The sequence below is a fragment of the Eubacterium sp. MSJ-33 genome, assembly GCF_022174665.1.
In the GTDB taxonomy this organism is placed as follows: Bacteria; Bacillota; Clostridia; order Lachnospirales; family Lachnospiraceae; genus Coprococcus_C.
The window spans coordinates 1,320,664-1,347,271 of sequence record NZ_CP076562.1 but is presented as its reverse complement, the minus strand read 5'-3'; the positions used below and the strand labels follow the sequence as shown (position 1 = coordinate 1,347,271).

Here is a 26,608-nt window from a genome sequence, read left to right as displayed (position 1 = left end):
TTCGCATTCATACATCACGAATCTGCCTGCATGGAGGATATTATGAAAAATGTATTAGAGTATCTGGAACAAAGTGCACAGAAATATCCGGACAAGATTGCAGTGAAGGATACAGCCTGTGCCTATACATATGAACAATTACAGAAGAAAGCAAGATACATTGGCAGCCGTCTGGCAAAGCATACAATACCGAAGCATCCGGTCTGTGTATTTGCGGATAAGAGCGCGGATACGCTGGCGGTATTTTTCGGAATTGTCTATGCGGGCTGCTTCTATACGCTGATAGATCCATCGTTCCCGGAAGCACGTATCCAATCGATGCTTTCGGTGTTAGAGCCGGATGTAATTGTGGACGGAAGCAGTGCACCGGAGAAGCTTGCTGCATGTGGCTGTATGGAGCGGGTGATCCGGATGGAGACACTGGTACACGGGCTGAAATTTGAATGTACAAATTCAGAAGATACAGACAATGTGGCGCAGACCGGCGCAGATGGAATAACAGGATGTGTGAATCAGCAGAAGGAATTGTATGCGGTAGATGAAATTGATTCCGGTGAAACCGGATATGCAGATCCGCAGGCGGAATTATCGGAAATAGAAAATGCCCGGCTGCAGGAAATCCGGGAATCCATGATTGATACCGATCCGCTCTATTGTAATTTTACTTCCGGATCGACCGGAACGCCGAAAGGCGTACTTGTGGCACATCGGTCGGTGATTGAATTTATCGATCAGTTTACGGAGATTTTCGATATTACCAAAGCCGATGTGATCGGCAATCAGGCACCGTTTGATTTCGACGTATCGGTCAAGGATATCTACAGTGCGATGAAGGTGGGTGCAACCTTGGTTGTGATTCCGAAAGCATATTTTATGTTTCCGAATTCGGTTGTGGACATGCTTGATGAGAATCATGTCACAACATTGATCTGGGCGGTATCGGCACTCTGCCTGTTAAACCGGCTGCATGGACTAAAGCATAAGGTGCCGGCAGATATCAACAAGATTTTATTCAGCGGAGAGGCGATGCCGATCCGGCAGCTTCACGCATGGCAAAGTTGCTATCCGGATGCGACGTTTGTGAATCTCTATGGACCGACGGAGATCACCTGTAACTGTACCTATCATATTCTGGAACGCGAATATACCGAGGAGGAGAAGCTTCCGATCGGAATTCCATTTCCGAACGAACGAGTATTTCTGCTTGACGAGGACGATCAACTGATCGAACCGGGAAGCGTTGGCAAGATTGGAGAGCTTTGCGTGGCAGGTACGACACTTGCCCTCGGATATTACAGAAATGCAGCGGCAACGGCGAAGGCATTTGTGGCAAATCCGCTTAATCCCGATTACCCGGAGACGATCTACCGGACGGGAGACCTGGCAAGCTATGGAGGGGACGGACTGCTTTATTTTGCGGGTCGGAAAGATTTTCAGATCAAACATATGGGACACCGGATCGAGTTAGAAGAGATAGAACATGCACTTGCCGCAATCCCGGAGATCGAGGGTGCCGCGTGTTTTTACGACCGGGAGAAGAACAAGGTTGTTGCCTGCTACATCGGAATTGATGATAAGAAATATCTGATTACTGCGATGAAGAAGAAGGTGCCGGATTACATGGTGCCGAATGTATTTTGCAAGGTGGACATGCTGCCGCTTAATAAGAACGGCAAGACTGATAAGAAGCTGTTGGAAGCACAGTATAAGGAAGGAGCGTTTGCATGAATACAGAAGAATTAAGAATTGCTGCATCGACATATGGAACGCCGACCTATATCTTCGATGTGCGGGAAGTGGAAGCGCGAATCCGGTTGCTTCGCAGTCTGCTGCCGGAGGATACCGGACTTTGCTTTGCGGTAAAAGCGAATCCATTTCTGATTCCGTATGTGGCAGACATGGTTGACCGGCTGGAGGTCTGCTCCCCGGGCGAATATGAGATCTGCATACAGGAACAGATCGCACCGGAGAAGATTGTGGTATCCGGGGTTAACAAGACCTATGAATCCATGAAACGCATCTTGTCTTACAGCAAGGGTGCCGGAATCTACACAATCGAATCGGAAGAACATGCGAAGATCCTGCGGACACTCGCAGAGAAAAATCAGATGCCGCTCTCGGTGCTTATCCGGCTTTCAAGTGGCAATCAGTTCGGTGTTGATGCGGAGACATTTATCCGGCTGGCAAAGGAGGTACAGGAAAGTCCATATCTGACACTGGCTGGCGTTCATTATTATGCTGGGACTCAGAAGAGGCAGAGTAAACTGGAGAAGGAGATGGATGCCTTAGCCGTATTTGCAGAGACGTTCGAATCTGAGACCGGAATGAAGCTTTCGGAGCTTGAATACGGAGCAGGCATGAAGGTTTCTTATTTCGTAAATGACAGCGAGAAGGATCAACGGGAAAGCGAGCCGGAGCCGCAGATACAGACACTTGCCGAGAAGCTTCGGACATGTGACGCCTACGGCAAAAAGACAATCGAGCTTGGACGGTTCCTTGTGTCGATGAGTGGTTATTACCTGACGCGTGTGATGGATGTCAAGCGGACGGCAAAGCCGGGATTTGTGATCTTAGATGGCGGAATCCACCAGATCAACTACTATGGGTGGATGATGGGAATGAAGCAGCCGGAGATTAAAGTGCTTGCAGAAAAAGATGGTGATGACTGTATCCTGTCGGAGCACGGTGGAGCGGACGGAAAGAGTGAGTGCAGCCTGCCGGAAAATAGCGATGCCGGAGAGATGTTTCATCTGTGTGGGTCGCTTTGCACCGTCAATGATGTGCTGGCGCGGGATGTCACTTTGCACAATCCCGAAAAGGGCGATGTGTTCTGCTTCAAACGATGTGGCGCTTATGCGGCGACCGAGGGTATGGCAATGTTTTTGAGCCGGGAACTGCCTCAGGTTTTGATCTGCGGGACAGACGGAAAAATCGAAAAGCTGCGTGACCAGGTGGAGACGTATCCGTTTCATGGCTGCGGAAACCGGAACCGAATGTGACAATGCAGGATGCATGAAAACTGGGAAACGGAATGCGACAACACAGGATGCATGAAAATTGGAAACCGGATGCGGCAACGCAGGATGCATGAAAACAGGGAACCGGATGCGATAACACAGGAGAAAGCATGGGTTCACAATAACAAAAATAGGAGGATTTGTAACATGGAAGAATTATTAGAGATTTTGGAAGGTATTGCACCGGGAGAGGATTTTGAGAACTGTACGACATTAATTGACGATCATATCTTAGATTCCTTTGCCATTTTATCACTCGTGTCAGAGATTGAGGATACTTTTGATGTTGAGGTATCACCGGCAGAACTGATTCCGGCGAACTTTAATTCAGCAAAGAGTCTGTGGGAGATGATCTGTAGATTGAAGGAGGCGTAGTATCCCATACACACAGGAAATTATTCGAGCGAATGGGTGCGTGTGGATGCGGGAAATTATCCGAACGAACGGTGACGACTGCGTGTGGATGCGGGAAAATATCCAAATGAATGGGTGACGACTGCGTGTGGATGCGGGAAATCATCCAAATGAACGGGTGACGACTGCGTGTGAATGCGGGATGAAAAAATCAGGTACAAAATCATACGAAAGAGAAAGGGACAGGACATATGGCGTATCATCTGCTTACATACAGTTTAATATTTTTGCCGGTTGTGATTGTATTGTATCAATTAAGTCCGGCACGGTTCCGCTTTTTGGTGCTGCTGGCAGCGGATTATACATTTTTCTGTATGATAAGCGGTAAGCTTCTTGTCTGGCTGCTTCTGGCAACGCTTGTGACATACGGAACCGGAAGATGGCTTGCGATAATTCCTGTAAAGCATAGTGACTTGCGTGGGAAAGCACTTACGCGGAAGAAACGCGGCGTGCTGGCAGTCGGGATTGTGCTGATCTTAGGGGCACTTGTGACACTCAAATACCTGCGGATATTTGGTGTGACACTTGCAGCACCGATTGGTATTTCCTATTACAGTTTACAGGCAATTTCCTATATGACAGATGTCTATCGTGGCACCCAGGAGTCCTGTAAGAATCCGTTTAAGGTGGCACTATTCTTAAGCTTCTTCCCACAGATTATGGAAGGCCCGATCAGCCGCTTTTCTGAGACTGCAGAGGCCTTGTATGGCGGAAGAAGCATTCAGTTTGAGAATCTGGTCTTTGGGTACCAGCGGATTATCTGGGGATTGTTTAAGAAGATGGTGATTGCAGACCGGCTGGCACCACTTGTATCAAAGGTATTCAGCAGCTACAATAATTTTGACGGTGCGGCAATCCTTGTCGGTGTGCTTGCGTATACGATGCAGCTTTATATGGAATTTTCCGGATGTATGGATATCATTATGGGAAGCGGCGAGATTTTCGGTGTATCATTGCCGGAGAATTTCCGTCAGCCGTTCTTCGCAAAGAATGCGGGGGATTTCTGGCGCAGATGGCATATTACGCTTGGCACATGGCTGAAGGATTATGTGTTTTATCCAATCTCGCTTGCAAAACCGGTCAAGAATCTTGCAAAGAAGATTAAGAAGAAAGCCGGATTTTCAATCAGTAAATTCGTGGCGCCGACGATTGCGTTATTCTTCGTCTGGCTGTCAAATGGCATCTGGCACGGACCGCATATGAATTATATCTTTTATGGTATGTATTATTTTGTGCTGATCGTGATTGAGAATCTGACCGAGGAACCATGTAGGAAGCTTGTGGAACATTTCAGGATTGATACAGAAAGTGTCGGATTCAGGATATTCCGGTTTTTGAAAATGTTTATAATTGTGAACATCGGTGAGATGTTCTTCCGTGCCGATACCGTTGCAACCGGATTCCGGATGCTGCACGGAATCGTAACAGATTTCCATATCACCGCACTTGCGGAGTCAAATTTTGGTGTAGATATGCCGGATCTCATTCTGGCATCTGTAAGTATCCTGCTCGTATTCGTGGTGGATATTATTCACGAGAAGGGGATTTCAATCCGGAGAAAGGTGGCGGAATGCAGGCTGCCGGTCCGGTGGAGTTTCTGGTATGCGGTTATACTTCTTGTCGTTGTATTTGGCGCATATGGCAGCGGATATACGATTGTGGATATGATATATGCGGCGTACTGACAGATGAATGAATATGTGAATCACGTATGTGGCGTATTGATGGTGTAAGATTTACGAAAGAAGAATGTATATGAAAAAAGCAAGTGGAAAATGGAAAAAAAGTTTCAGGATGGCAGCAGGCAGCGTCGGATTTTTAGCCGGACTTTGTGTTGTATTGTTACTGGCAGGAAAATTCCTGCGCCCGAAAAATAACGCAGATATCTACGACACAACTGCCGTCCGGACGAAGGATGCGGAAGTAAAAAGCGAAGTGAAGGATACGATTGATGTATTGTTTTTAGGGGATAGCGAATGCTATTCGAGCTTCAATCCATTACAAATGTTCGCAGAGCATGGCTACACCTCGTTTATCTGCGGGACATCCGCACAGCGCATGTGCGATTCATATGCAATTTTACAGGCGGCATTTGAGACGCAGACACCGGAGGTTGTTGTTTTAGAGACGAACTGCCTGTTCCGCAGTGTGAAATCAAAAGGCGATTCGAAAGATTATGTCTTAGACCGTCTGTCTGATCATGTGGAAGTCTTTAGAAATCATTCCCGGTGGAAGGATGCGTTCGTAAGTACAAATTCCTTAACAAAGAAAAAGGATGAGAAGAACCGTGGATTTATCAAGAGAAGTACGGTTAAGCCTTATGAGGGCGGAGCTTACATGCATGCAAGCGAGGAACGAAGGATGATAGATACCGATGCAGAAAAATACCTGCTCCTTATGAAAGAATATTGTGAAAATCATGGCGCGGATCTTGTTCTGGTCAGTTCCCCATCCCCGAAGAACTGGACATATGCAAAGCATAACAGTGTAGCTGACTGGGCGCAGGCAAACGCGGTTACTTATGAAGATCTGAATCTGAATGATGCGCTTGGCATTGACTGGGCGTCCGATACGAAGGATGGCGGTGATCATCTGAATTTTGACGGTGCAAAGAAAGTGAGTGCGTATGTGGGTAGCTGGCTGTCGGAAACTTATGGGTTGAAAGACAAAAGAAACAATCCGGATTACAAACACTGGGAGGAAGATAGTGTGGAGTATGCATCAGTTAAGAAGTGATTGTTGATATATACCATGGTTTTTTGGAGGCAGGGATGCCTCCTTTTTTCTTTAATTGGAGCAAAAACATGAAATATGGGGAAATCCTCCAATGGAGCTGGTACAGGAAGCAAGCGGATTGGAGTAAAACAGCAGAAAAATAGGGGAATGCTCCAAGCCGGAAGAATTACATGAAGAGTGAGTTGGAGTAAAACACCCGGAAAACAGAGGAATGCTCCAAGCTGGAAGAATTGCACAAAGAGTGGATTGGAGAAAAATCAGATAATCATAAGGATTGCTCCAAAATCGACTCTCTTGCATAGGTATCTGCACCAAATCAATATATAATACAATCGTTATATTACAAAATCGTAAGAAACCTGTAATCAAGACCGATGGATGGCAGCTGAAAAAACATATATACTGAGTACAGTTGATGCGGGCGACGGTTTGTGCAATTCTTGTGGAAATCAGAGAACCATTAAGGCATGAGAATCAGGGAAAATGCGTACGTGGAAGGAATACAGTATGTCTGCGAGCTTGAGCAGGAAAAATAACAGGTGAAATCCAGAAACTGCTAAGCGGCAGAAGCACAACATGACTGCCTGCAATCAGAATGTCAGCAAACGAAGGGAGACTATCTATGAATGAGATATTAAAGCTTGACAATGTAGAAAAATACTATGGCAACAAAGCGAATCTGACAAAGGCGGTAGATAAGATTTCTTTCTCTGTAGAGAAAGGCGAGTTTGTCGGAATTATGGGAGCCAGCGGTTCCGGAAAGACAACACTCTTAAACTGTATTTCCACGATCGACCGTGTAACGGCCGGACATATCTATGTCGGAGATAAGGACATCACGACGATTCGCGGGAATGAATTAAATAAGTTCCGCCGGGAAGAGCTGGGATTTATCTTCCAGGATTTTAATCTGCTGGATACACTGACCGGATATGAGAATATTGCACTGGCGCTCTCCATCCAGAACGTAAAACCGAAGGAGATTGACAGCCGGATCAAAGAGGTTGCGAAGCGGCTTGGCATTGAAGAAGTTCTGAACAAATACAGCTATCAGATGAGTGGTGGACAGAAGCAGCGCGTGGCGGCAGCCAGAGCCCTGATCACGAATCCAAAGCTGATCTTAGCCGACGAGCCAACCGGTGCTCTTGATTCTAAGTCCTCCCGCTATCTGTTAGAGAGTATGAAGGAGATGAATGAAGGGCTTGCTGCAACGATTCTGATGGTTACGCACGATGCATTTACAGCAAGCTATGCATCGCGCGTAATCTTCATCAAGGATGGTAAGATATTCAATGAAATCCGCAGAGGCGATGATACCCGGAAACAGTTTTTTAACCGCATTATTGAGGTTGTGACAGTGTTAGGGGGGAGTTTGAATGATGCTCTTTAAATTATCCACCCGGAACATCCGGAAAAGTATGCAGAATTATCTGATTTATTTTGCAACGTTGATCTTAGGAGTCGCAATCTTCTATGTATTTAATGCACTTGGAAGCCAGACAGTCATGCTGAAGGTATCGTCAAATACAGAAGAAATCATCAAGCTTATGAATGAGTCGATGTCTGTCGTCAGTGTATTCGTATCGATTGTACTTGGTTTTCTCGTCGTGTACGCAAGTACCTTCCTGATGAAGCGACGGAAGAAGGAATTCGGTATCTACTTAACGCTCGGTATGGGAAAAACACAGGTAGCAAAGATCCTTGTGATCGAGACACTGCTGATCGGTGTGATTTCTCTGGTAATCGGATTACTGCTCGGTATCGGTATCTCACAGGGGATGAGTGTTGTAACGGCGAACCTCTTCGAAGCGGATATGACGAACTTCCAGTTTATGGTCAGCACATCAGCCATCATCAAAACGATTATTTATTTTGCAATCATGTATGTGATTGTTATGGCATTAGATGTAATCATTGTCAGCCGCGCCAAGCTAATAAACCTGCTTTATGCAGGCGCAAAGGCACAAAAAAACCACGCAAAAAATCCGGTTGTCTGTGTGCTTGTATTTATTGCTGCGGCTATCCTGCTTGGAACGGCATATTATAAAGTGACAGCCGGTGTCCGCACAATCTCTGACTTTCAGGGACTTGGTATCCAGATCGCGAAAGGTATCATCGGAACCTTCCTTATATTCTGGTCGGTATCCGGGATGCTGCTTGCAATTGTGAAGCGGTGCAGACGGTTTTATTATAGAGGCATCAACTCATTCAGTGTGAAGGAACTTGGAAGCCGGATCAACACGACGGTGTTCTCCGGTGGGATTATCTGCCTGCTGCTCTTTTTTACCATCTGTATTCTGTCAAGCTCGGTGGCAATCCGCAACTCGATGAACCATGTGTTAGAGACATGTACACCAGTTGATGTGCAGTTTTCAAAGCTGTATTCCTATGATGCAGCCGAGGACTATGATATAACCGGACATAATGTGGAAGAAAACCTGAAAGCCTGTGATATCGATACATCAAAGCTTACGGATGTGACGGAAATGCATTTGTATGCACCGGAGGAAATTCGTGTCGGAGATTTCTTCGGAAAGGCATTTGCAGAGAGTGGATCGGAGGATTATTTCAAAGAAGCATCGATGGGGACGATGCACATTGGAGAATACAATGATTTTGTAAAATCCTTTGGTGGAACGACAATCGACCTTGCAGAGGATGAATATGTGATACTCTGTAATTACGGGGAGATGGAACCACGATACAACGAAGGACTTGCGGAGGGACAGACGGTTACGATAAAAGGAAAGACCTATCATCCGAAATACAGTACCTGCGTGGATGGAATCGTGCACATCAGCAATTCAGAGAGCAATGCAGGCGTGCTGCTTGTCCCGGATTCTGTGGATATGTCTGACTGTGATTTCTGGTATGATATCTATTCAGCAAATTATAATACGACAGACCAGACAGAGGTGGATGCACTTAATGCGTACTATAGTGATGCGAATTTCTACAAACTGCAGGAGGCGAAGACAGAAGCAGTCTTAAGCGAAGATGGTTCCTATTATTCCATGAATTGCGAGACAAGCAAGCGGCTCCGTGATAACAGCGTGGGACTTACTGCGATGATCGTATTCATCGGCATCTACTTAGGTGTTGTATTTCTGATCTCCGGTGCCGCAATTCTGTCACTCAAGGAGCTTTCCGAGGCAGCCGACAGCAAGGAGAAATACAGGATACTGCGCCGGATCGGCGTGGACGAGAAGAAAATCCGTCATTCCCTCCTGGCACAGTCTGGCGTGTTCTTTGCCATGCCGCTTTTGCTCGCAATCGTGCATTCCGTCTTTGGAATGCAGACAGCAATGTTCATTCTGACTGTATTTGGACGGGGCGGACTACTTGGTTCGATTCTGCTTGCGGCAGCGATCATACTTGTGATATATGGTTTTTATTTTGCAATCACATATATCTGCAGTCGCAAGATTATCAGTGAATAGCCGGCTGTGCAGAGGGGATGATTGTGGACGCGGCAGCCCCTATGTTCATAACAACTGCAATGCTTCCATCATACATGAATAAATATCTTGAAAAATCAGAATAACTAGGCTATAATTAGCACATATTAAAAATATAATATATCTGGAATGTTCGATAACTCCTGTTATTTTTGAACCTACATTTACTTTAAACGGGATTCCTATATCTGTGATACTATGTCAGGCCTCCTTTGCAGTGGAAGACAGACGATCACGTGCGGTTGCCCACCTAGCGTCAGCTAGGAGTCAAAAGGCAGGAACCGGCATCCCGGATATATTTTTTTCGTGGGAAAACAGAGGACGCAAAACGGGGTATATATGAAAAAAGTCGTTCGGTTTATTGTTAAATTCGTCAACAAAGCAACTGCAGACAGTGTGCCGGCATATGCTGCACAGGTTGCTTTCTTTGTGATGCTTTCCTTTTTTCCGTTTATGATGCTGCTTGTTATGATTGCGTCAAAGTTGTCTGTTATGAATACAAATGTACTAGGATATATATTACGTGTTGTACCGAGTGGTCTGGAATCTTATGTGGCGTATATTGTGGATGATGTGGTCAATGCAAATGTCCAGTCATTTACACTCATTACGGTATTTGTCAGCTTGTGGTCTGCGGCGAAGGGCATTCAGGCACTTTCTACAGGGTTAAATAAGATCTATGGTGTGGAGCAGAACAAGAATTATTTTCTTGTACGCCTGATCTGTGCGCTGTATACACTTATATTTATGCTGCTTTGTCTGGTTGTGATTGCAATTCAGGCGTTCGGTTCACAGATTGCCCATAAGATTATTGATCATTATCCGGCATTTGCAGATGCAACACTTTTGATTTTAAGTCTGAAGAATGTCGTAACATTCCTTGTTATCTTTATATTTTTGCTTTTGATCTATTATCAGCTTCCAAACCGCCGCGGACATATGCGGCATGAGTTTACCGGCGCTGTGCTGGCATCCGTTGCATGGATGCTGATGACACGGGGATTTTCTGTCTATATTAAGTATTCCGCAGATAATTCGAAGATGTATGGAAGTATGACATCCATCGTATTGATTATTATCTGGCTGTATATCGGCATGCAGATTGTTTTGTATGGCGCGGAAATCAATTATTATCTGTCGGATCTGATCTGGAAATACCGGGAGAAGTACCGGTTAAAGAAAAAACATAAAAGGGAAGAAAAACAGAGATTAAAAAATCAACAGGAACATCAACAGGAAGAAAAAGCAGATATATCTTAATGTCAATCGGTTGACACTCCAAAACGGATGTGCGATAATCAAACCGATAAATTACAACAAGATGGAGGGACAAAGATGTATAGTTTTGATGAAATAGCAAATTTCGATCCAGAGATTGCACAGGCAATGACGGACGAGATTAACAGACAGGATCATAATATTGAGCTGATTGCATCAGAGAATATCGTATCCAAGGCAGTTATGGCAGCTATGGGAAGTCCGCTTACGAATAAGTACGCTGAAGGGTATCCGGGAAAGCGTTATTATGGCGGATGTGAGTATGTCGATGTAGTGGAAGACCTTGCAAGAGAGCGTGCGAAGAAGTTGTTTGGATGTGAATATGTCAATGTTCAGCCACATTCCGGCGCACAGGCAAATATGGCAGTATTCTTCGCTATTTTGCAGCCGGGCGATACATTTATGGGAATGAATCTGGCACATGGCGGACATCTGACACACGGTTCACCGGTTAATATGTCAGGTAAGTATTTTAACGTTGTACCTTACGGTGTGAATGATGAAGGGTTTATCGATTATGATGAGGTGCTTCGCATCGCGAAGGAATGCAAGCCGAAGATGATTGTAGCCGGTGCATCTGCATATGCGAGAGCAATCGATTTCAAGCGTTTCCGTGAGATCGCAGATGAGGTTGGTGCAGTTCTTATGGTAGATATGGCACACATTGCAGGTCTGGTTGCTGCCGGACTTCATGAAAGCCCAATCCCATACGCACATGTAACAACAACCACAACACACAAGACACTGCGTGGACCGCGTGGTGGTATGATTCTTTCCAGCAACGAAGTAAATGAGAAGTATAACTTCAACAAGGCAGTGTTCCCTGGCATTCAGGGTGGACCATTGATGCACGTCATTGCAGGTAAGGCAGTCTGCCTGAAGGAAGCTTTGACAGACGAATACAAAGAGTATCAGAAACAGGTTGTGAAGAACGCAGCATGTCTGGCACAGGCATTGACTGAGCGTGGATTCAAGATCGTATCCGGCGGTACAGACAATCACCTGATGCTTGTTGATCTGCAGAATCTTGACCTGACCGGTAAGGAAGTGGAGAAGCTCCTCGATTCTGTTCATATCACAGCGAACAAGAACACGGTTCCGAACGATCCAAAGTCACCATTTGTTACAAGTGGTATCCGTCTTGGCACACCGGCGATTACAACACGTGGTGCAAAGGAAGACGATATGATCGTGATTGCAGATGCTATCAAGGCTGCTGTTATCGATAAGGATAATGACAAGGCAATGGCACTTGTAAAGAGCATTACAGACAAGTATCCGTTGTATGCATAAAACGCATAAAGAACAATTTGAAACCGTATAATAAATAATACCAATGCGAAACCGGGGGCTGCGTGAGAGGGAATCCGTTCCCTTGTCACATAGCTTCCGGTTTTGTTATTTTTTCACGTGTTCGAACCATGAGTGAACCGTGACGATTATAAAATAAATGGAGAACGAACAGATAGATGGAAAATCAGCAGAAAAATTCTGGTCCGGAAAATAATTCAGATAACCGGAATTCGAACAATAACAATAATAAAAAAAAGCCATCGAAGACGGTGGTGATATGGGTTGTATCGATTTTATTGACATTTATGATCTGGCAGGGAATTACGGCGATACAGCAATCAAAGCAGGAGAAAATTACGTATGATACGTTCCTGCAGATGCTTGATGATAAATTAGTAACAGAAGTAAAACTTTATAATGACAGGATCAGCTTTACACCGATTTCGAAAGAGACAGGTGCGGAGATGGATAAGATCTATTATGTAATCCGGATCAGTGATTATAAAATCGTAGACCGTTTGCAGAAGGCGGGCGTGCAGTTTGAAGAAATCGATGAGGGGAAAAATGCGGTTGTATCGACGATCTTCTCTTATGTGGTGATGATTGGTGCATTTTATCTTCTGATGTCACTTCTTATGCGAAATATGTCCAAATCCGGAGGAATTGGAAAAAGCAATGCAAAGATGTATGTGGAGAAGAAAACCGGTGTGACATTTGCGGATGTTGCAGGACAGGAGGAAGCAAAGGAGTCGCTCTGTGAGATGGTAGATTTCTTAGATCAACCAGAGCGGTATTTAAAGATCGGTGCGAAGCTGCCGAAGGGTGCCCTGCTTGTAGGGCCTCCGGGAACCGGTAAGACACTGCTTGCGAAGGCAGTTGCCGGCGAGGCGAATGTTCCGTTCTTTTCGCTGTCCGGTTCGGAGTTCGTGGAGATGTTCGTTGGTGTCGGTGCGAGCCGTGTGCGTGACTTGTTCCGCAAGGCTAACAATATGGCACCGTGTATCATATTTATCGATGAGATCGATGCGATCGGAGGAAAGCGTGACACGCGGCATGGTGGTGGCGATTCCGAACGGGAACAGACGTTGAACCAGCTTTTATCGGAGATGGATGGATTTGACAGCTCGAAGGGTATCATCGTGCTTGCGGCGACAAACCGCCCGGAGGTACTCGATAAGGCATTGCTCCGTCCGGGACGATTTGACCGGAGAATCATCGTGTCAAAGCCGGATATGCAGGGACGAATTGATACACTGAAAGTACATTCAAAGAATGTCAAGATGGATGAGACGGTGGATTTCAAGGAGCTTGCACTTGCCACATCCGGTGCTGTCGGTGCAGACCTTGCGAATATCATCAATGAGGCGGCGCTGATGGCTGTCCGTAACAAGCGGGATTATGTATCCCAGAAGGATCTGATCGCTTCGGTGGAGGTTGTATTCGCCGGAAAAGAGAAGAAAGAAAAACTGCTTTCTCCGAAAGAAAAGAAGATTGTTGCATATCATGAAGTCGGACATGCACTTGTCGCGGCGTTACAGAAGAATACACTTCCAATTCAGCGTATTACGATCGTACCTCGTACATCCGGTGCGCTTGGTTATGTATGGCAGGTGCCGGAGGAAGAGAAGCAGCTGCAGACAAAGAAGGAAATGGAAGAGGATATTGTGACATTTCTGGCTGGCCGTGCAGCGGAGGAGTTGAAGTTTGATTCCGTTACGAATGGTGCCTCCAACGATATCGAGAAGGCGACGAGTCTGGCACGGACGATGATCACGATGTACGGCATGTCCGAGAAGTTCGGCATGGTGCAGCTTGAAGGTGTGACCGGGCAATACCTTGATAACCGCCGGGTGCTAAACTGTTCTTCCGAGACGGAGACGAAGGTTGATACCGAAGTCAAGAATATGATGAAAGCAAGTTATGAGAAAGCATATAAGTTACTTAAGAAGAATATGCCGACCCTCGATGCAATCGCACAGGTGCTCTATGAGAAGGAGAACCTGAGCGGTAAGGAATTCATGGAATTATATGAGAAGTACCAGAATGTAAAATTGAACGAAGAGAGCAAGGTACAGTAGGAATATGATTTTGAAACGCGATGTGATTGGGATATATGTCATATCGGCTTCCACAAATATACGATGTATTGAAACTAAGAAGTACTAGATGTCCTGATATAGATGCTGATACCGTACGCAACCGCCGCCGATTCGCCGTCCATGGCTCAGCGGCGGCTTGTTTGAACATCGTGTTCAAACATTGCTGGATATTTACAGAACATCAAGTACTTCTTTGTTCCAAACATATGTATATTTGCGGAAGCTGATATTGACAAAGATATCCCAATTACAAACGCGTTTCATAAATATGATACTTACAAGAGAGGATGGAGTTAATTATGGAATACAATTTCTTTGCGACAGTGGCGCGCATGAAATACATTGAGCGTTGGGCGCTCATGCGGAACACATATCCGGAGACATTGTCTGAACACAGTCTGGAGGTGAGCATGCTTGCGCATGCGCTCTGCGTGATCGGAAATGTGCGGTATGGCAAGCATTTAGATGCAGACAAGGCGGCAGTGATCGGACTGTATCACGATGCATCCGAGATCATCACCGGCGATATGCCGACACCGATCAAATATTACAATAACCGGATGAAGGATCTGTTTCATTCCATCGAGGATGAAGCATGCGAGAAGCTGATCGGACAGCTTCCGGAAGATCTGCAGGCATATTACCGGGACTACTTCTTCAAGCAGGATGATGATACGGAAGAGACGAAGTATCTGTGGAAGCTCGTAAAAGCGGCAGATAAACTCTCTGCATTGATCAAGTGTATGGAGGAAGAAAAAACCGGTAACCGCGAATTCGTCAAGGCGAAGGAAAGCACGGAGCAGATGGTGCAGGAGTTATCAAAGAGTTACCCGGAAGTAAAGGACTTCGTGAAGGAATTCCTGCCAGCCTATGCGAAGACGCTGGATGAGTTGAATTAAGATAAAGAAGGAAACAGAAGTGATATCGGTACTTAAAATAGGGCCTGCCCTTTCGGGTAGTCCCTATTTTTTAGTATCTGCTATATGCTTTCTCCAAGCGGGAGTGCATCTGCGTGAGATTATATCATGCCGTTTGATTTATCATAGCATATATGCTTGCGCTGAGATATTATGCGTTCTCCAGCTTCGTAATCGCAGCCTCAATTCTTGCCAGTGTCTCATCCTTGCCGAGGATGCTCATAAGCTCGGTTGCACCGCCTGGTGTTGCCTGCTTACCGGAAACTGCGGTACGAAGCGGCCACATTACAAAGCCGGTCTTGTACTCGTGCTCTTTGCCGAATGATGAAAGAGCTGCGAATAAGCTGTCATTGTCGAAGGCTTCCTGTGCCTCAAGGACCGGAAGAACTTCTTTTAATAACTGCAATGAATTTTCTGCGTTTGTCTTCATCTTCTTGTGAGAATACATTGCGATATCGTATTCCGGTACAGCAGCCAGGAAATCAATCTGATCCTTGATGTCCGGGAATACTTCGATTCTTGTCTTTACCATAGCGGCGATCTTCTTCGCATCCATCTTATCGCCAACGACTTCCTTGATATATGGAAGAGCCATCTCATAGAACTTCTCATCGTCCATTGCCTTGATGTACTCGCCGTTCATCCATTTGAGCTTTGTCATATCTAAAACTGCCGGAGATTTGGAGATATTGTGGTAGTCAAATGCTTCTACCAGCTCCTGCAAAGAGAAGATCTCGCGGTTATCTTCCGGGCTCCAGCCGAGCAATGCAACGAAGTTAATGATCGCCTCGGTCAGGAATCCCTGTTCCAACAGATCCTCAAAGGAAGAGTGACCACTACGCTTGGAAAGCTTCTGGTGATCTTCGTTTGTAATCAGAGGACAGTGGATATAAGTTGGAACTTCCCAGCCAAATGCATCATAGAGACGGTTGTATTTTGGAGAGGAAGATAAGTATTCATTTCCACGGACAACATGTGTGATGTTCATCAGATGGTCGTCCACAACATTTGCAAAGTTGTAGGTTGGGAAACCGTCGGACTTGATCAGGATCATATCGTCAAGCTCGATGTTCGGAACCGTGATGTCACCATACAGCTCGTCGGAGAATGTCGTTGTGCCTTCTTCCGGATTATTCTGACGGATGACATATGGCTTGCCTGCAGCAAGATTTGCCTCGACTTCTTCTTTAGAAAGGTGTAAGCAATGTTTGTCGTAACGGGAGATTGTTTTTCCCTCGAATTCTGTGACAAGTGTCTTCAGACGGCACTCATCGCAGAAGCAGTAGTATGCTTCGCCCTTATCAATCAGTTTCTTTGCATATTCTAAGTAGATGCCTTTCTTCTGACGCTCACTCTGGATATAAGGACCAACGCCGCCGTCCTTGTCCGGACCTTCGTCGTGCTCAAGTCCTGTTTCCTTCAGGGTACGGTAGATGATGTCGACAGCACCTTCTACCTCACGCTCCTGGTCCGTATCCTCGATACGCAAAATAAAATCGCCACCCTCATGTTTTGCAATCAAGTATGCGTATAAAGCAGTTCTCAAATTTCCTACATGCATCCGGCCGGTTGGGCTTGGTGCAAATCTTGTTCTAATCTTTGCCATTTTAATATGATAGCCTCCTGTATAACAGATAAATTCTTAGAAAATTATAACAAAGGAAAAATCATTTTACAACATATTGTTGATTATTGAAATTTTTTTTAGTATACTACAAAAGGATTGTTCTCATTTTTGGGAGTAGTTATTTTTATAAGAAAGCTGGGAAATAATATGGATCGATCAATGATTTCAATGATATATTTTGTCGCATTGCTTGCATTGTTTCTGATTATGATCATAGCAACGATTGCAGTGATCGCAAGCAAGTCCAGACGACGTTATGAGGAAGATGACGATGAGTTTGAAGAGGGAACGGAATATGAAGATTCTGTTTCAGAAGATGCTCAGGGACAAACGGTCTTTGATGATGCGGATGATATGCTGACGGATGATTTTTATGTCGATAATCTGGATATGCCGGGACAGGATTCTGCATTTGCACCGGACACCCAGAGCGATTACGAAGATGACTATGAAGATGAATATGCCGATGGAGAGCAATATTATGATGAGGTAGATGCATCGGATATGGAAGATGAATCCTATGACGAATACGACGATGTAGAAGTGGATTCTTATGATGCAGAGCTTGACAGTGCATTTGACATTCCTGGTTCTATGAAGATCGATCCGCTTCAGGCAAATGCACCGACACAGGAGATTGATACAAAGGCAGTAAAGGAAGAGAGAAATGCTTCTGCGCAGGATGCGGGAGATGTTTTACAGTCAGAAGAAGAAATTCCGGAGATTACAACGGAGCCGGAATCAGATATGTCACAAGGAGACACACAGGATGATATTTCAGAAGAAACTCCGGCGGAAGCAGATCAGGAAAAGACGAATCAGACGGTAGAGAACAATTTGAAGAGCGTAGAGGCGCAGACGGTACCAGATGCTGCACCAGAAGAAAACATCGATGAGAATGTGGATGCATCAAAGGCAACAGAAGTGGCAGAGCCGGAATCAGATACAACAGAAGTAGCAGAGCCAGAACCGGAAGTACCTAAGAAGCAGAAAAAGAAACATATCCGCAAACAGAAGAAGCAGCCGGAAGCGGTTGTTGTGCCGGAAAAAGAGGATCTTTCAGATTCCGCATTTGGACCGGATATCCCGGAGATTAATATTAGTAACGAAGCACTTGCCGCATCTGTTCGGGAAGCCGAGGCGATGGGGGCTGCCATTATGGGAGATTTGAAAGCAGCTAAAGTGCCGGTTGAGACGATGTTTGGAATCAACGAGGAACTTTCTTCCTACGGTTCCAAGAAGAATATGCGGGCAAAATCCAAGGTCGCAAGTGACGAGGACTTTTATTGGTATAACAAAGAAGATGCGGCAGAGCGCCCGGCGAGACGGCCGATTGAGGTGTATTATCATCATTTTAATATTGCAGATGACTGCATTGAGGATTTACTTGTAGAGATGTATGACTGTGCGTTGGTTCGTACGGAAGAAATCCGGTATATTGCATATGGAATTGAGCCACGGACACTTTCGATGAAAGAAATCATGTCCGGAACCGTTTCTTTGAATGATCATAAGAAGAAAGAACCAACGGAGCAGGATCTGGTTCGTATCTATGAGAAGTGGTGTGGTTATGTGGATCATCTGTTGGATAAGGTAGAAATTCATGCAGATGAGTATACAATTCAGGAAATCCGTAAACAATTATGTGCGTACGGACGAAACGACGTCGATATATTGTTGGAAGGAAAATAAGTAATATGGATATTATCAGACCAAGTATGGAGACCAAAGAAGTATTAGATTATTATTTACAGTATAATCATTACAGAGGGTGCGAGTTTTCCTCGGCAAACAGCCTGTTCTGGTGTGATTTTTATCAGACGAAGTTCACTATCCTGGAGGACATGCTGGTGTTCTGCCGAGTGGAGAAAGGTGTTCCAACTTCATTTACGTTCCCGATTGGAAAACACAATCCCAAAGATGCATTTGACAGAGTGGTAGATTACTTTGAAGAGAGTAATCTGCCATTTGCTATGTATATGGTAGAACCCGAGATGTACGCCATGATTGAACTTTGGTATCCGGGACAGTATCAGATTGAATATGACAGAGATAGTGCGGATTATCTATACAGACAGGATGCGCTTGCAACGCTTGCAGGCAAGAAGCTTCATGCGAAACGGAACCATATCAATCGTTTTCTGGAAAATTTCCCGGATTATCAGTATGAACGAATCAATGGAAAAAACTGGCGCGAATGTCTGGAATTAGAAGAGATTTGGGAGCAGGAGAACAACTTGGAACATGATGGGGATAAGGAAAACGAAAAACGGATTATCGCTTATGCATTGGAACATAGAAAGAGTCTGGGAATGGTTGGCGGATTGATCCGGGTAGAAGGAAAAGTCGTTGCATTTACACTGGGAGAACCGTTGACGGAAGATACATTTGATGTACATTTTGAAAAGGCATACGCAGATATACAAGGTGCGTATGCCATAATCAACCGTGAATTTGCCAGACGGGAATTGTCTGCATTCACTTATATAAACCGGGAGGAAGATATGGGCATCCCGGGCCTTCGTAAGGCAAAGCTTTCCTATCATCCGGAAAGCCTTGTTGAAAAAGGAATCGTAACTAAGACTCGGACGCCATAGATTCCGGTGTTCCGAGTTTTTCCATGAACAGGGTTAATGCCACACAGGCGGCAAGCAGAATTACACCGATGATGATTGATACGATGGAAGTTCCCTTCATGCTGTATTCCTGATTTACCTTATAAAAGATTGAAATCGGGGAAGATGCTACAAGTGCGAAGATTCCGCTGAACGTCGCAGATGCAAAATGTTTCAGCAAATAGCTTATGAGCTTGGAGATGAAGAAGATTCCAAGTACACAGCCGATTGCAAAAGGAATCAGGATGTAAAGCTGATTTAGCATACCGTGTAGATCCAGTGCGCGGAGTGCTTCTACAAACTGTTTTACAGAATTGATAACACCAAAGTAATATCCGAGAATCATAAGTACCAGAGAGCCGCTGACACCTGGAATTACCATAGTTGCACTCGCGATGATTCCCATGAAGAAGATCTTCACGACCATACCAATACTTGGAGTGAGTGCAATACCACTTTCGCTGTCTCCGTTTAAAAATACCATCGCCATCGCAACGGCAAGCAGAATCAAAAATACAAGAATGTTCACAAGCAGAGATTTCTTCTCTTCACTTTGCCAGTTGTCTTTCAGGGAACGCAAAATTGCAGGGATACCGCCAATGATCAGTCCTGTGAATGCACAGGATGTTGCAAATGGAAAGTTTGCAAGCAGCCAAGGGATGATATAGGTAAAACCAACAATGCCAATCCCCATTCCGAGTATAATCGGAAGTAATGTGAAAAAGCTTTTCTTGAAGCTTTTCAAAAGACTTGAGATTGCATTCAGCAGCTTATCATAGATGCCAAATGAAACGGCCATTGTACCTCCGCTGACACCTGGAATAACATTTGCGATACCGACAAATACACCTTTGATCAGATCAACTAAAAAATTCACGTTTTCTTACTCCTTCACCATTATATTGAATGTATAATACAAACCTTTGAAATTATACTATGAAAGGTAAAAAAAAACAATTTGAAAAAGATAAATAAAAGATAAATTATTTTTATATGGTGAAAAACTTATGAAATCATATAAGAATAGGTTGCAATTCATGTTTTAACATGCTATCATATGTAGTATTAAAAACCACGTGTAATAGTTATGGAAGAGTTGAAAGGCGAAAATTATGAAATATAAGATTGTTGGAGACAGTTGTTGTGATTTTACAACTGAGGATTTGAAAAAGGAATATATCAGCCGGGTACCACTGATTCTTACAGTAGGGAATACCGATGTGGTAGATGATGATACGTTTGTTCAGGAGAAATATCTGGATTTGGTAGAGCGTTGCCCGGAATGTCCGCGTTCTTCCTGCCCTTCGCCAGAGAATTATATGCAGAATTTTGATGGAGCTGAGAATATATTTGTCGTGACACTCTCTTCTAAATTAAGCGGTTCCTATAACAGTGCAATGCTTGCAAAGCAGATCTATCAGGAGGATCATCCGGATGTGAAAATTCACGTGTTTGATTCGAAGTCTGCGGCGGCAGCGCAGCATTTGATTTGTGAGAGATTGGAGAACTATATAGAGCAGGATTTGGATTTTAAGACTATCGTGGAAAAAACAGAGGCATATGTTGGAGAAATTCGAACACTTTTCGTGCTGGATAGCCTGGACACAATGCGTAAGAACGGAAGAATTACAAAGGTGAAGGCACTGGCCGCAAATATGCTTAACATAAAACCGGTGTTGCATGGTGTGGATGGAGAGATACAGCAGCTTGATCAGGCTCGCGGTATGAATAAGGCGCTCAATAAGTTGTTGTCTCATATTGAGAAAGAAGGATATGACAACACCAGACCGGTTCGGATCACACAGTGTGGAAGTATGGAACGTTGCAGAAATGTGCGAAAAATTCTGATGGAGCAATTTGGCTTTATGGATGTAAAGATTCTTGAAGCAAAGGGGGTCAGCTCTACGTATGAGAGCCGTGGCGGTGTAATTGTTTGCTTCTAGCCATGTATCCTGGAAAAATATAACACAAAGACAAGATATTAGAAAATATCTTGTCTTTTTTTGTGTGGGATGATACTATTTATAAATACGTTTTTATACAAAATCAGAGTATAATAAAGTATGCAAAAGCGTGAGTGGATTGACACGTGGTTATGTAGTAACAAATTAAATATAACATGGAGAAAAGGTATGAAAAAATATACATACAAAATATCAGGATTTATAATTGGTGCGTTATGTATGGGTTTACTTGCCGGATGTGGGAATAAACAGGCAGATCCAACGACGGCAACAACTACAGAAGTGATTTCTACAGACGGAGATGCCGTGCAGGAGCCGGATCTTCCAATGGATGCGGATGGTTTTATTATTACAAACGACTATGTTAAGACAGTGGGAGAGACAGTGAATGTCCGGGTGTCGCCAACTACAGATGCGGATATTTATCGTATGCTTCCGGATGGGGAGGTCTTGAATCGAATCGGATACAATGAGGAATGGACAAAGGTATTGATGGATGGAAGTGCATTTTACATACATTCTGATTTTGTAATCCAGACAGAACCGCCGACCGGAACTCTGCCGGATGCAACTGAGGAGACAACAACAGAGACTGCAACGGATGGAGATGCACAGAAAATAAAGAAAATTGTAATGATTGATCCGGCAAATCAGGCAGTTGTGAATGCAGAACAGGTGGAGATCGGACCGAATACAGAGGTAACAAAACAGGGTGCTTCTACCGGAAATGTTGGAACGACACTGGGAACAAAAGAGAGCGAATTGAATCTGACATATGCGAATCTGCTCAAAACAGAATTGGAAAGCCGTGGATATCAGGTACTTTTAACACGAGATACAGATCAGATTAATCTGTCAAATAAAGACCGGGCATTGCTTGCAAATGATTCAGAGGCAACGGTATATGTCAGAATTCAGATGAATTTCAGTGAGAACAGTTCTCTGACCGGAGTAATGGGTGTGTGTATGCCGGAGGATAGTGCATTTAATAGTGGTCTATACAAGGACAGTTATCGACTTACTACAAGATTGATTGAGGGAGTCCTGAATAATACGGCATGCACAAATCAGGGAATCTATGAAACAGATCAGATGACAGCGATTAACTGGAGTGAGAAACCGGTAGCGTTGATTAAGCTGGGGTACTTAAGCAATGCAGATGAAGAGGCAAAGCTGGTAGATACATCCTATCAGCAGGAAATAATAAAAGGACTTGCTGACGGACTGGATGCGTATTATGGCTATTAGATTGGAGGAAATAAAGAATGCGGGAATATGTGGTTGTAAGTGATTCCACTGCGGATCTGCCAATAGAGATTGTGAAAGAACTGACGGTTCCGATTATACCGTTTTCATATTCGGTTGAGGAAGAAGTATATAATTATTATCTGGATGAGAGAGATGGAGACATCGGAACTTTTTATGAGAGACTCCGGAAGGGCGCAATGCCTGTCACTTCACAGATTAATCCGGCGATGTATCAGGATTTTTTTGCATCGATTGTAAAAGAGGGAAAGGATGTCTTGTATATCAGTTTTTCTTCCGGGCTGAGCGGATCATACCAGTCATCGCTGCTTGGCGCAGATATGGTAATGGACAAGTATCCGGATGCAAAGATTGTATGCATTGATTCCCGCTCTGCGGCAGTCGGTGAGGGTGCCTTTTTGTATGAAATCGCAAGAAAGAAAAAAGAAGGTATGGATATGGATGCGCTTGCACAGTGGGTTGAAAACACACGTGGACATGTGCATCACTGGTTTATGGTTGAGGATTTGTTCCATTTAAAACGAGGTGGCCGCGTATCAACGGTTGAGGCGATGGTCGGCAGCGCTTTAAAGATCAAGCCGATCCTGAGTGTCGATGAAGAAGGAAAACTTGTGATTCGGTCAAAGGCGCGTGGCACAAATAAGGCGATGGAATATCTGATTGCGAAGACGGTGGAAGAAGGCGGAGACCTTGGGCAGCTGCGTGCGGTAATCGGACATGCGGATTGCATGGAAAAAGCAGAGAAATTAAAGCAAATGGCAGTGGACGCAGGTATGAAGCCGGAAAACCTGATGATTGCGCCGATTGGACCAATCATCGGTACACATGTTGGTTCCGGTATGCTGGCAATTGCGTTTGTAACAAATATGTAACAAAGTATTGACACCTTTGTAAGATAATGTTAAGATACATCTGTAATAAAAATGTAACATTGTGCTTAAAAAGTTACAAAATTATTTTACAGGGTGAAAGAAAATGAGTAGAAGAACGAAGTTAAAAGTACGAAATATGCGGTTATTCTTAGCAAAGAATGTATTTAACAGTCGTTACATAGTTAGAAATATTTTAGCATTTACCATTATGGTGACAGTGGTTGCTTCCTGTGTAGGTGCAGCACTTGTGATCGGTGATAAAAAGGCAGCGAAGAAGTCTGAGACAGCAGTTGCTACCGGTTACGTGGAAGAGGTTGTAACTCTGGATGGCTCCGTTGTAGCGATGAACCCATCCGGAACGAATATGCTTCGTGCGGATCTGGAATCCGTAATGACAGCGGGAAAAGAAGCAAAAGAAAAAGAAGTGGTTGCTGCGGCTGCGTCTGAGTTTGCAAACAAGTTTGCAGCCAATCGTGATGATGTCAATATTCGTGCAGAGGCATCTACTGATGCAGAGCTTGTAGGACATATGAACATCGGCGCTTGCGGAGATATCGTTTCGCAGGCAGATGGCTGGGTTCAGATATCATCCGGTGAAGTAAATGGATATGTCAAAGCAGAATATGTAACGCTTGGCGAAGAAGCATATGCGCTGGCTAAACAGTATTATTCAGCAACTGCAGTGGCAAAGGAAGATGGTGTAAATCTTCGTGCGGCAGCAGATAAGAATGCAGACGTAATCGGAGCGGTTTATGAGAATGTAACATATACTGTTACACCGGAGAAATCAACGGATGCATGGGTGTGTCTTCAGGTAGCAACTGGCGCTGAAGGATATGCCAGCACAGATTACATGGAAGTAACCGAAGGCTACCGGGTGGCAGAAAAGGTGGATGGTACACAGGAAGAAGCAGAGGCTGCAGCTTCGGAAGAAACTACAACAGAACAGAAGAAAGTAACTGGAAGTGTAGAAGAAAATAAGAGTACAACAGAAAAGGCTCCTACAACACAGCAGACAACAACAGAAGCTACAACACAGACAAGCAACAGTTCCAATATTGGTTCTTCGTCCAGAACGCCGGTATCGTTGAGCGATGCGGATATCAATCTGATGGCATCTATTATGACATTGGAATGTGGAAACGAATCATACGAAGGACAGCTTGCGGTAGCAAATGTTATTTTAAACCGTTTACAGTCAGGTGCATGGGGCAGTACAATCAGCAGTGTTGTATATGCTACGAATCAGTTCAGCGTTGTATCAGATTCAAGATTGCAGGGATTGATTCAGAATGGCGCACAGGCAAGCTGTATTCAGGCAGCCAGAGAGGCGTGTGCGGGAAACAATAATATTGGAGATCTTAAATCATTCCGACCTGCAAGAAATGTAGATACAAGTACACTTGGTACTTACAAGCAGATTGGAAATCATGTATTCTTCTAGGAAATATAAATAGAGAATAAAAACAAGCAACATTTTAACGATTTTGTACCGACCCCCAAAAGTTAGACCAAAAATCTAACGATTGGGAGGTCGGTATTTTTATGGCAAAATATAGTTTTGAATTTAAGAAAAAAGTAGTAATTGCTTATTTGAACGGCGAAGGAGGGTACAACTATCTAGCACAAAAGTACAATGTAAAAAACAAAAGACAAGTGTTAAATTGGGTGGACTATTATAATAAATTCGGCGATGCTGGTTTGATGCGATCAAGAGAAAAAAAGAATTATTCTTTTGAATTTAAGCTTCATGTGGTAGAGTTATATTTATCAAGTGAGGTTTCATATCAGGAGTTAGCATTGTCTCAAGGAATAAATAATGCAGCAATGATTGCTCAATGGGTTCAAGGCTTTCGGATTGCTGGTCCTGACGCATTGAGACCTAAGAAGAAAGGTCGTAAGAAAACATTGAATCAAAAAGACAATCATAAAACTAAAACCTCTTCGTTTGAAGAGCGTGCAGTGGATACCAGCGCAGAACATGTCAAAGAACTTGAAGATGAGTTATTAAAGTTAAGGATAGAGAACGCCTTTTTAAAAGAACTGAGGAGACTGCGTTTAGAGGACGAAGCAAAAATGAGAGATGTGCAAGAGTCATCCACAGCCTCCGAAGAGAATTCAAACTAAAAGATCTTCTCTCATATACAGGTATGCCGAAAGCAACCTACATGTACTGGCAAAAGCGATTTGATAGAGAAAATCCGGATGCTGAATTAGAGGCTAAAATGCTAGAACTACACGCAGAGCACAAAGACTACGGCTATCGAAGAATGAAGGCAGAATTATGCAATCAAGGCTACGTGGTGAATAAAAAGAAAGTACAGAAGTTAATGCAACGACTAAATCTTCAAGTGACATCTTTCACTAGAAAATCTCGTAAGTATAGCTCTTATCGTGGAAAAGTGGGAACAGTTGCTCCGAATAGAATTAGACGACGATTTCACACCAATATACCGCATCAGAAGATTACAACAGATACAACAGAGTTTAAGTATTACGAGATAGATGAAAAAGGACGAATGGTGATGCAGAAGTTATATCTTGACCCATTTATGGATATGTATAATGGAGAAATCATAAGCTTTGGTATTGATAAACGACCATCTGCACAAAGTGTAATGACTGCTCTGGAAGAAGCAATCACAATCACTTCTGATTGTCGGTTTAGGAGAACATTTCACTCGGATCAAGGGTGGGCATATCAGATGAAGACTTACTCTCATAGATTAAGAGAAAATCGTATTTTTCAAAGTATGTCACGGAAAGGGAACTGCTATGATAATTCTGTTATGGAGAACTTCTTTGGATTATTAAAACAGGAAATATACTATGGTGTTGTATACTATAGCTTTGATGAACTTAAATTGGCGATTGAAAAATATATCAAGTATTACAATGAAAAACGTATCAAAGAGAAACTAGGATGGCTCAGCCCTGTACAATACAGGAAACGCCTCTTGGCTGCATAAATGAAAAATGCGAAGTGGAAAATCCACTTCGCAATAAAGTCTAACTTTTGGGGGTCACCTCATTTGTTAAGATGTTGCTTTTT

General features: G+C 44.0%; 20 protein-coding genes and 1 other RNA gene. 19 read left to right on the top strand and 2 right to left on the bottom strand.

Annotated elements, in window-relative coordinates:
* Positions 1 to 42: 42 nt before the first annotated feature.
* The 12 genes from KP625_RS06260 to yfbR all read left to right on the top strand — a co-directional run bounded on the left by KP625_RS06260 (position 43) and on the right by yfbR (position 15,194).
* Complete coding sequence (locus tag KP625_RS06260; protein ID WP_238299801.1) at positions 43 to 1,728, top strand: amino acid adenylation domain-containing protein; 1,686 nt, start codon at positions 43 to 45, stop codon at positions 1,726 to 1,728.
* Entirely contained in the window at positions 1,725 to 2,999 is a 1,275-nt protein-coding gene (locus tag KP625_RS06255; protein ID WP_238299800.1) for an alanine racemase, read from the top strand. The genes KP625_RS06260 and KP625_RS06255 overlap by 4 nt, the downstream gene beginning before the upstream one ends.
* Positions 3,000 to 3,164: 165 nt before the next feature.
* Positions 3,165 to 3,392 (top strand): acyl carrier protein, encoded by a 228-nt coding sequence (locus KP625_RS06250; RefSeq protein ID WP_177969446.1) that lies wholly within the window; start codon positions 3,165 to 3,167, stop codon positions 3,390 to 3,392.
* 230 nt (positions 3,393 to 3,622) lie between these two features.
* On the top strand, positions 3,623 to 5,116 hold the full coding sequence (locus KP625_RS06245) for an MBOAT family O-acyltransferase (RefSeq protein WP_238299799.1): 1,494 nt from the start codon (positions 3,623 to 3,625) through the stop codon (positions 5,114 to 5,116).
* Between the two features lie 70 nt (positions 5,117 to 5,186).
* Positions 5,187 to 6,167, top strand: coding sequence for a hypothetical protein (locus KP625_RS06240; RefSeq protein ID WP_238299798.1), 981 nt, complete (start codon positions 5,187 to 5,189; stop codon positions 6,165 to 6,167).
* 622 nt (positions 6,168 to 6,789) lie between these two features.
* Positions 6,790 to 7,557 carry an ABC transporter ATP-binding protein gene (locus tag KP625_RS06235; RefSeq protein WP_177969449.1) on the top strand — a complete coding sequence of 256 codons (768 nt, stop codon included), beginning with the start codon at positions 6,790 to 6,792 and terminating at the stop codon, positions 7,555 to 7,557.
* Positions 7,544 to 9,607 (top strand): FtsX-like permease family protein, encoded by a 2,064-nt coding sequence (locus KP625_RS06230; RefSeq protein WP_238299797.1) that lies wholly within the window; start codon positions 7,544 to 7,546, stop codon positions 9,605 to 9,607. Before KP625_RS06235 ends, KP625_RS06230 begins: the two co-directional genes overlap by 14 nt.
* 136 nt (positions 9,608 to 9,743) lie before the next feature.
* A non-coding RNA gene (gene ssrS / locus KP625_RS06225) (6S RNA) lies at positions 9,744 to 9,925 on the top strand.
* Positions 9,926 to 9,964: 39 nt separating this feature from the next.
* Entirely contained in the window at positions 9,965 to 10,885 is a 921-nt protein-coding gene (locus tag KP625_RS06220) for a YihY/virulence factor BrkB family protein (RefSeq protein ID WP_177970856.1), read from the top strand.
* Positions 10,886 to 10,960: 75 nt separating this feature from the next.
* Positions 10,961 to 12,196 carry a serine hydroxymethyltransferase gene (gene glyA, locus KP625_RS06215; RefSeq protein WP_118373735.1) on the top strand — a complete coding sequence of 412 codons (1,236 nt, stop codon included), beginning with the start codon at positions 10,961 to 10,963 and terminating at the stop codon, positions 12,194 to 12,196.
* A 176-nt stretch (positions 12,197 to 12,372) separates the two neighbouring features.
* The gene (ftsH, locus tag KP625_RS06210; RefSeq protein WP_238299796.1) at positions 12,373 to 14,274 is read left to right on the top strand and encodes an ATP-dependent zinc metalloprotease FtsH; all 1,902 of its coding nucleotides are present in this window, start codon (positions 12,373 to 12,375) and stop codon (positions 14,272 to 14,274) included.
* 320 nt (positions 14,275 to 14,594) lie between these two features.
* Complete coding sequence (gene yfbR, locus KP625_RS06205) at positions 14,595 to 15,194, top strand: 5'-deoxynucleotidase (RefSeq protein ID WP_238299795.1); 600 nt, start codon at positions 14,595 to 14,597, stop codon at positions 15,192 to 15,194.
* Positions 15,195 to 15,363: 169 nt separating this feature from the next.
* Here yfbR and gltX read toward each other — a convergent pair whose 3' ends face one another.
* Positions 15,364 to 16,818, bottom strand: coding sequence for a glutamate--tRNA ligase (gene gltX / locus KP625_RS06200; RefSeq protein ID WP_238299794.1), 1,455 nt, complete (start codon positions 16,816 to 16,818; stop codon positions 15,364 to 15,366).
* 168 nt (positions 16,819 to 16,986) lie between these two features.
* On the opposite strand from gltX, the gene KP625_RS06195 reads away from it, so the two are divergent.
* Both KP625_RS06195 and KP625_RS06190 read left to right on the top strand, forming a co-directional pair.
* Positions 16,987 to 18,531, top strand: a complete 1,545-nt coding sequence (locus KP625_RS06195; protein WP_177970631.1) for a hypothetical protein — start codon at positions 16,987 to 16,989, stop codon at positions 18,529 to 18,531.
* 5 nt (positions 18,532 to 18,536) lie between these two features.
* Positions 18,537 to 19,436 (top strand): DUF2156 domain-containing protein, encoded by a 900-nt coding sequence (locus KP625_RS06190; RefSeq protein ID WP_238299793.1) that lies wholly within the window; start codon positions 18,537 to 18,539, stop codon positions 19,434 to 19,436.
* On the opposite strand, the gene KP625_RS06185 is transcribed toward KP625_RS06190, so the two are convergent.
* Positions 19,417 to 20,331 carry a DUF368 domain-containing protein gene (locus KP625_RS06185; protein WP_238299792.1) on the bottom strand — a complete coding sequence of 305 codons (915 nt, stop codon included), beginning with the start codon at positions 20,329 to 20,331 and terminating at the stop codon, positions 19,417 to 19,419. The genes KP625_RS06190 and KP625_RS06185 overlap by 20 nt on opposite strands.
* A gap of 235 nt (positions 20,332 to 20,566) precedes the next feature.
* On the opposite strand from KP625_RS06185, the gene KP625_RS06180 reads away from it, so the two are divergent.
* The 5 genes from KP625_RS06180 to KP625_RS06160 all read left to right on the top strand — a co-directional run bounded on the left by KP625_RS06180 (position 20,567) and on the right by KP625_RS06160 (position 26,525).
* Entirely contained in the window at positions 20,567 to 21,397 is an 831-nt protein-coding gene (locus KP625_RS06180) for a DegV family protein (protein WP_177970626.1), read from the top strand.
* A gap of 189 nt (positions 21,398 to 21,586) precedes the next feature.
* Positions 21,587 to 22,666, top strand: coding sequence for an N-acetylmuramoyl-L-alanine amidase (locus KP625_RS06175; RefSeq protein WP_238299791.1), 1,080 nt, complete (start codon positions 21,587 to 21,589; stop codon positions 22,664 to 22,666).
* Between the two features lie 17 nt (positions 22,667 to 22,683).
* Entirely contained in the window at positions 22,684 to 23,556 is an 873-nt protein-coding gene (locus tag KP625_RS06170) for a DegV family protein (protein ID WP_177970623.1), read from the top strand.
* 103 nt (positions 23,557 to 23,659) lie between these two features.
* Positions 23,660 to 25,000: a cell wall hydrolase gene (locus tag KP625_RS06165; protein WP_177970622.1), complete on the top strand. Its 1,341-nt coding sequence runs from the start codon at positions 23,660 to 23,662 to the stop codon at positions 24,998 to 25,000.
* Between the two features lie 101 nt (positions 25,001 to 25,101).
* Positions 25,102 to 26,525 (top strand): IS3 family transposase gene (locus KP625_RS06160; RefSeq protein WP_238297613.1). Its coding sequence is split into 2 segments (ribosomal slippage): positions 25,102 to 25,591 and positions 25,591 to 26,525, totalling 1,425 coding nucleotides; the frame shifts between segments, so codons are not numbered across the junction.
* Positions 26,526 to 26,608 lie beyond the last annotated feature (83 nt).

Excerpts from the sequence above, each read along its gene's own strand:
- KP625_RS06260 (WP_238299801.1), top strand. The coding sequence starts at position 43 with ATGAAAAATGTATTAGAGTATCTGGAACAAAGTGCACAGAAATATCCG.
- KP625_RS06255 (WP_238299800.1), top strand. The coding sequence starts at position 1,725 with ATGAATACAGAAGAATTAAGAATTGCTGCATCGACATATGGAACGCCG.
- KP625_RS06250 (WP_177969446.1), top strand. The coding sequence starts at position 3,165 with ATGGAAGAATTATTAGAGATTTTGGAAGGTATTGCACCGGGAGAGGAT.
- KP625_RS06245 (WP_238299799.1), top strand. The coding sequence starts at position 3,623 with ATGGCGTATCATCTGCTTACATACAGTTTAATATTTTTGCCGGTTGTG.
- KP625_RS06240 (WP_238299798.1), top strand. The coding sequence starts at position 5,187 with ATGAAAAAAGCAAGTGGAAAATGGAAAAAAAGTTTCAGGATGGCAGCA.
- KP625_RS06235 (WP_177969449.1), top strand. The coding sequence starts at position 6,790 with ATGAATGAGATATTAAAGCTTGACAATGTAGAAAAATACTATGGCAAC.
- KP625_RS06230 (WP_238299797.1), top strand. The coding sequence starts at position 7,544 with ATGATGCTCTTTAAATTATCCACCCGGAACATCCGGAAAAGTATGCAG.
- KP625_RS06220 (WP_177970856.1), top strand. The coding sequence starts at position 9,965 with ATGAAAAAAGTCGTTCGGTTTATTGTTAAATTCGTCAACAAAGCAACT.
- glyA (WP_118373735.1), top strand. The coding sequence starts at position 10,961 with ATGTATAGTTTTGATGAAATAGCAAATTTCGATCCAGAGATTGCACAG.
- ftsH (WP_238299796.1), top strand. The coding sequence starts at position 12,373 with ATGGAAAATCAGCAGAAAAATTCTGGTCCGGAAAATAATTCAGATAAC.
- yfbR (WP_238299795.1), top strand. The coding sequence starts at position 14,595 with ATGGAATACAATTTCTTTGCGACAGTGGCGCGCATGAAATACATTGAG.
- gltX (WP_238299794.1), bottom strand. The coding sequence starts at position 16,818 with ATGGCAAAGATTAGAACAAGATTTGCACCAAGCCCAACCGGCCGGATG.
- KP625_RS06195 (WP_177970631.1), top strand. The coding sequence starts at position 16,987 with ATGGATCGATCAATGATTTCAATGATATATTTTGTCGCATTGCTTGCA.
- KP625_RS06190 (WP_238299793.1), top strand. The coding sequence starts at position 18,537 with ATGGATATTATCAGACCAAGTATGGAGACCAAAGAAGTATTAGATTAT.
- KP625_RS06180 (WP_177970626.1), top strand. The coding sequence starts at position 20,567 with ATGAAATATAAGATTGTTGGAGACAGTTGTTGTGATTTTACAACTGAG.
- KP625_RS06175 (WP_238299791.1), top strand. The coding sequence starts at position 21,587 with ATGAAAAAATATACATACAAAATATCAGGATTTATAATTGGTGCGTTA.
- KP625_RS06170 (WP_177970623.1), top strand. The coding sequence starts at position 22,684 with ATGCGGGAATATGTGGTTGTAAGTGATTCCACTGCGGATCTGCCAATA.
- KP625_RS06165 (WP_177970622.1), top strand. The coding sequence starts at position 23,660 with ATGAGTAGAAGAACGAAGTTAAAAGTACGAAATATGCGGTTATTCTTA.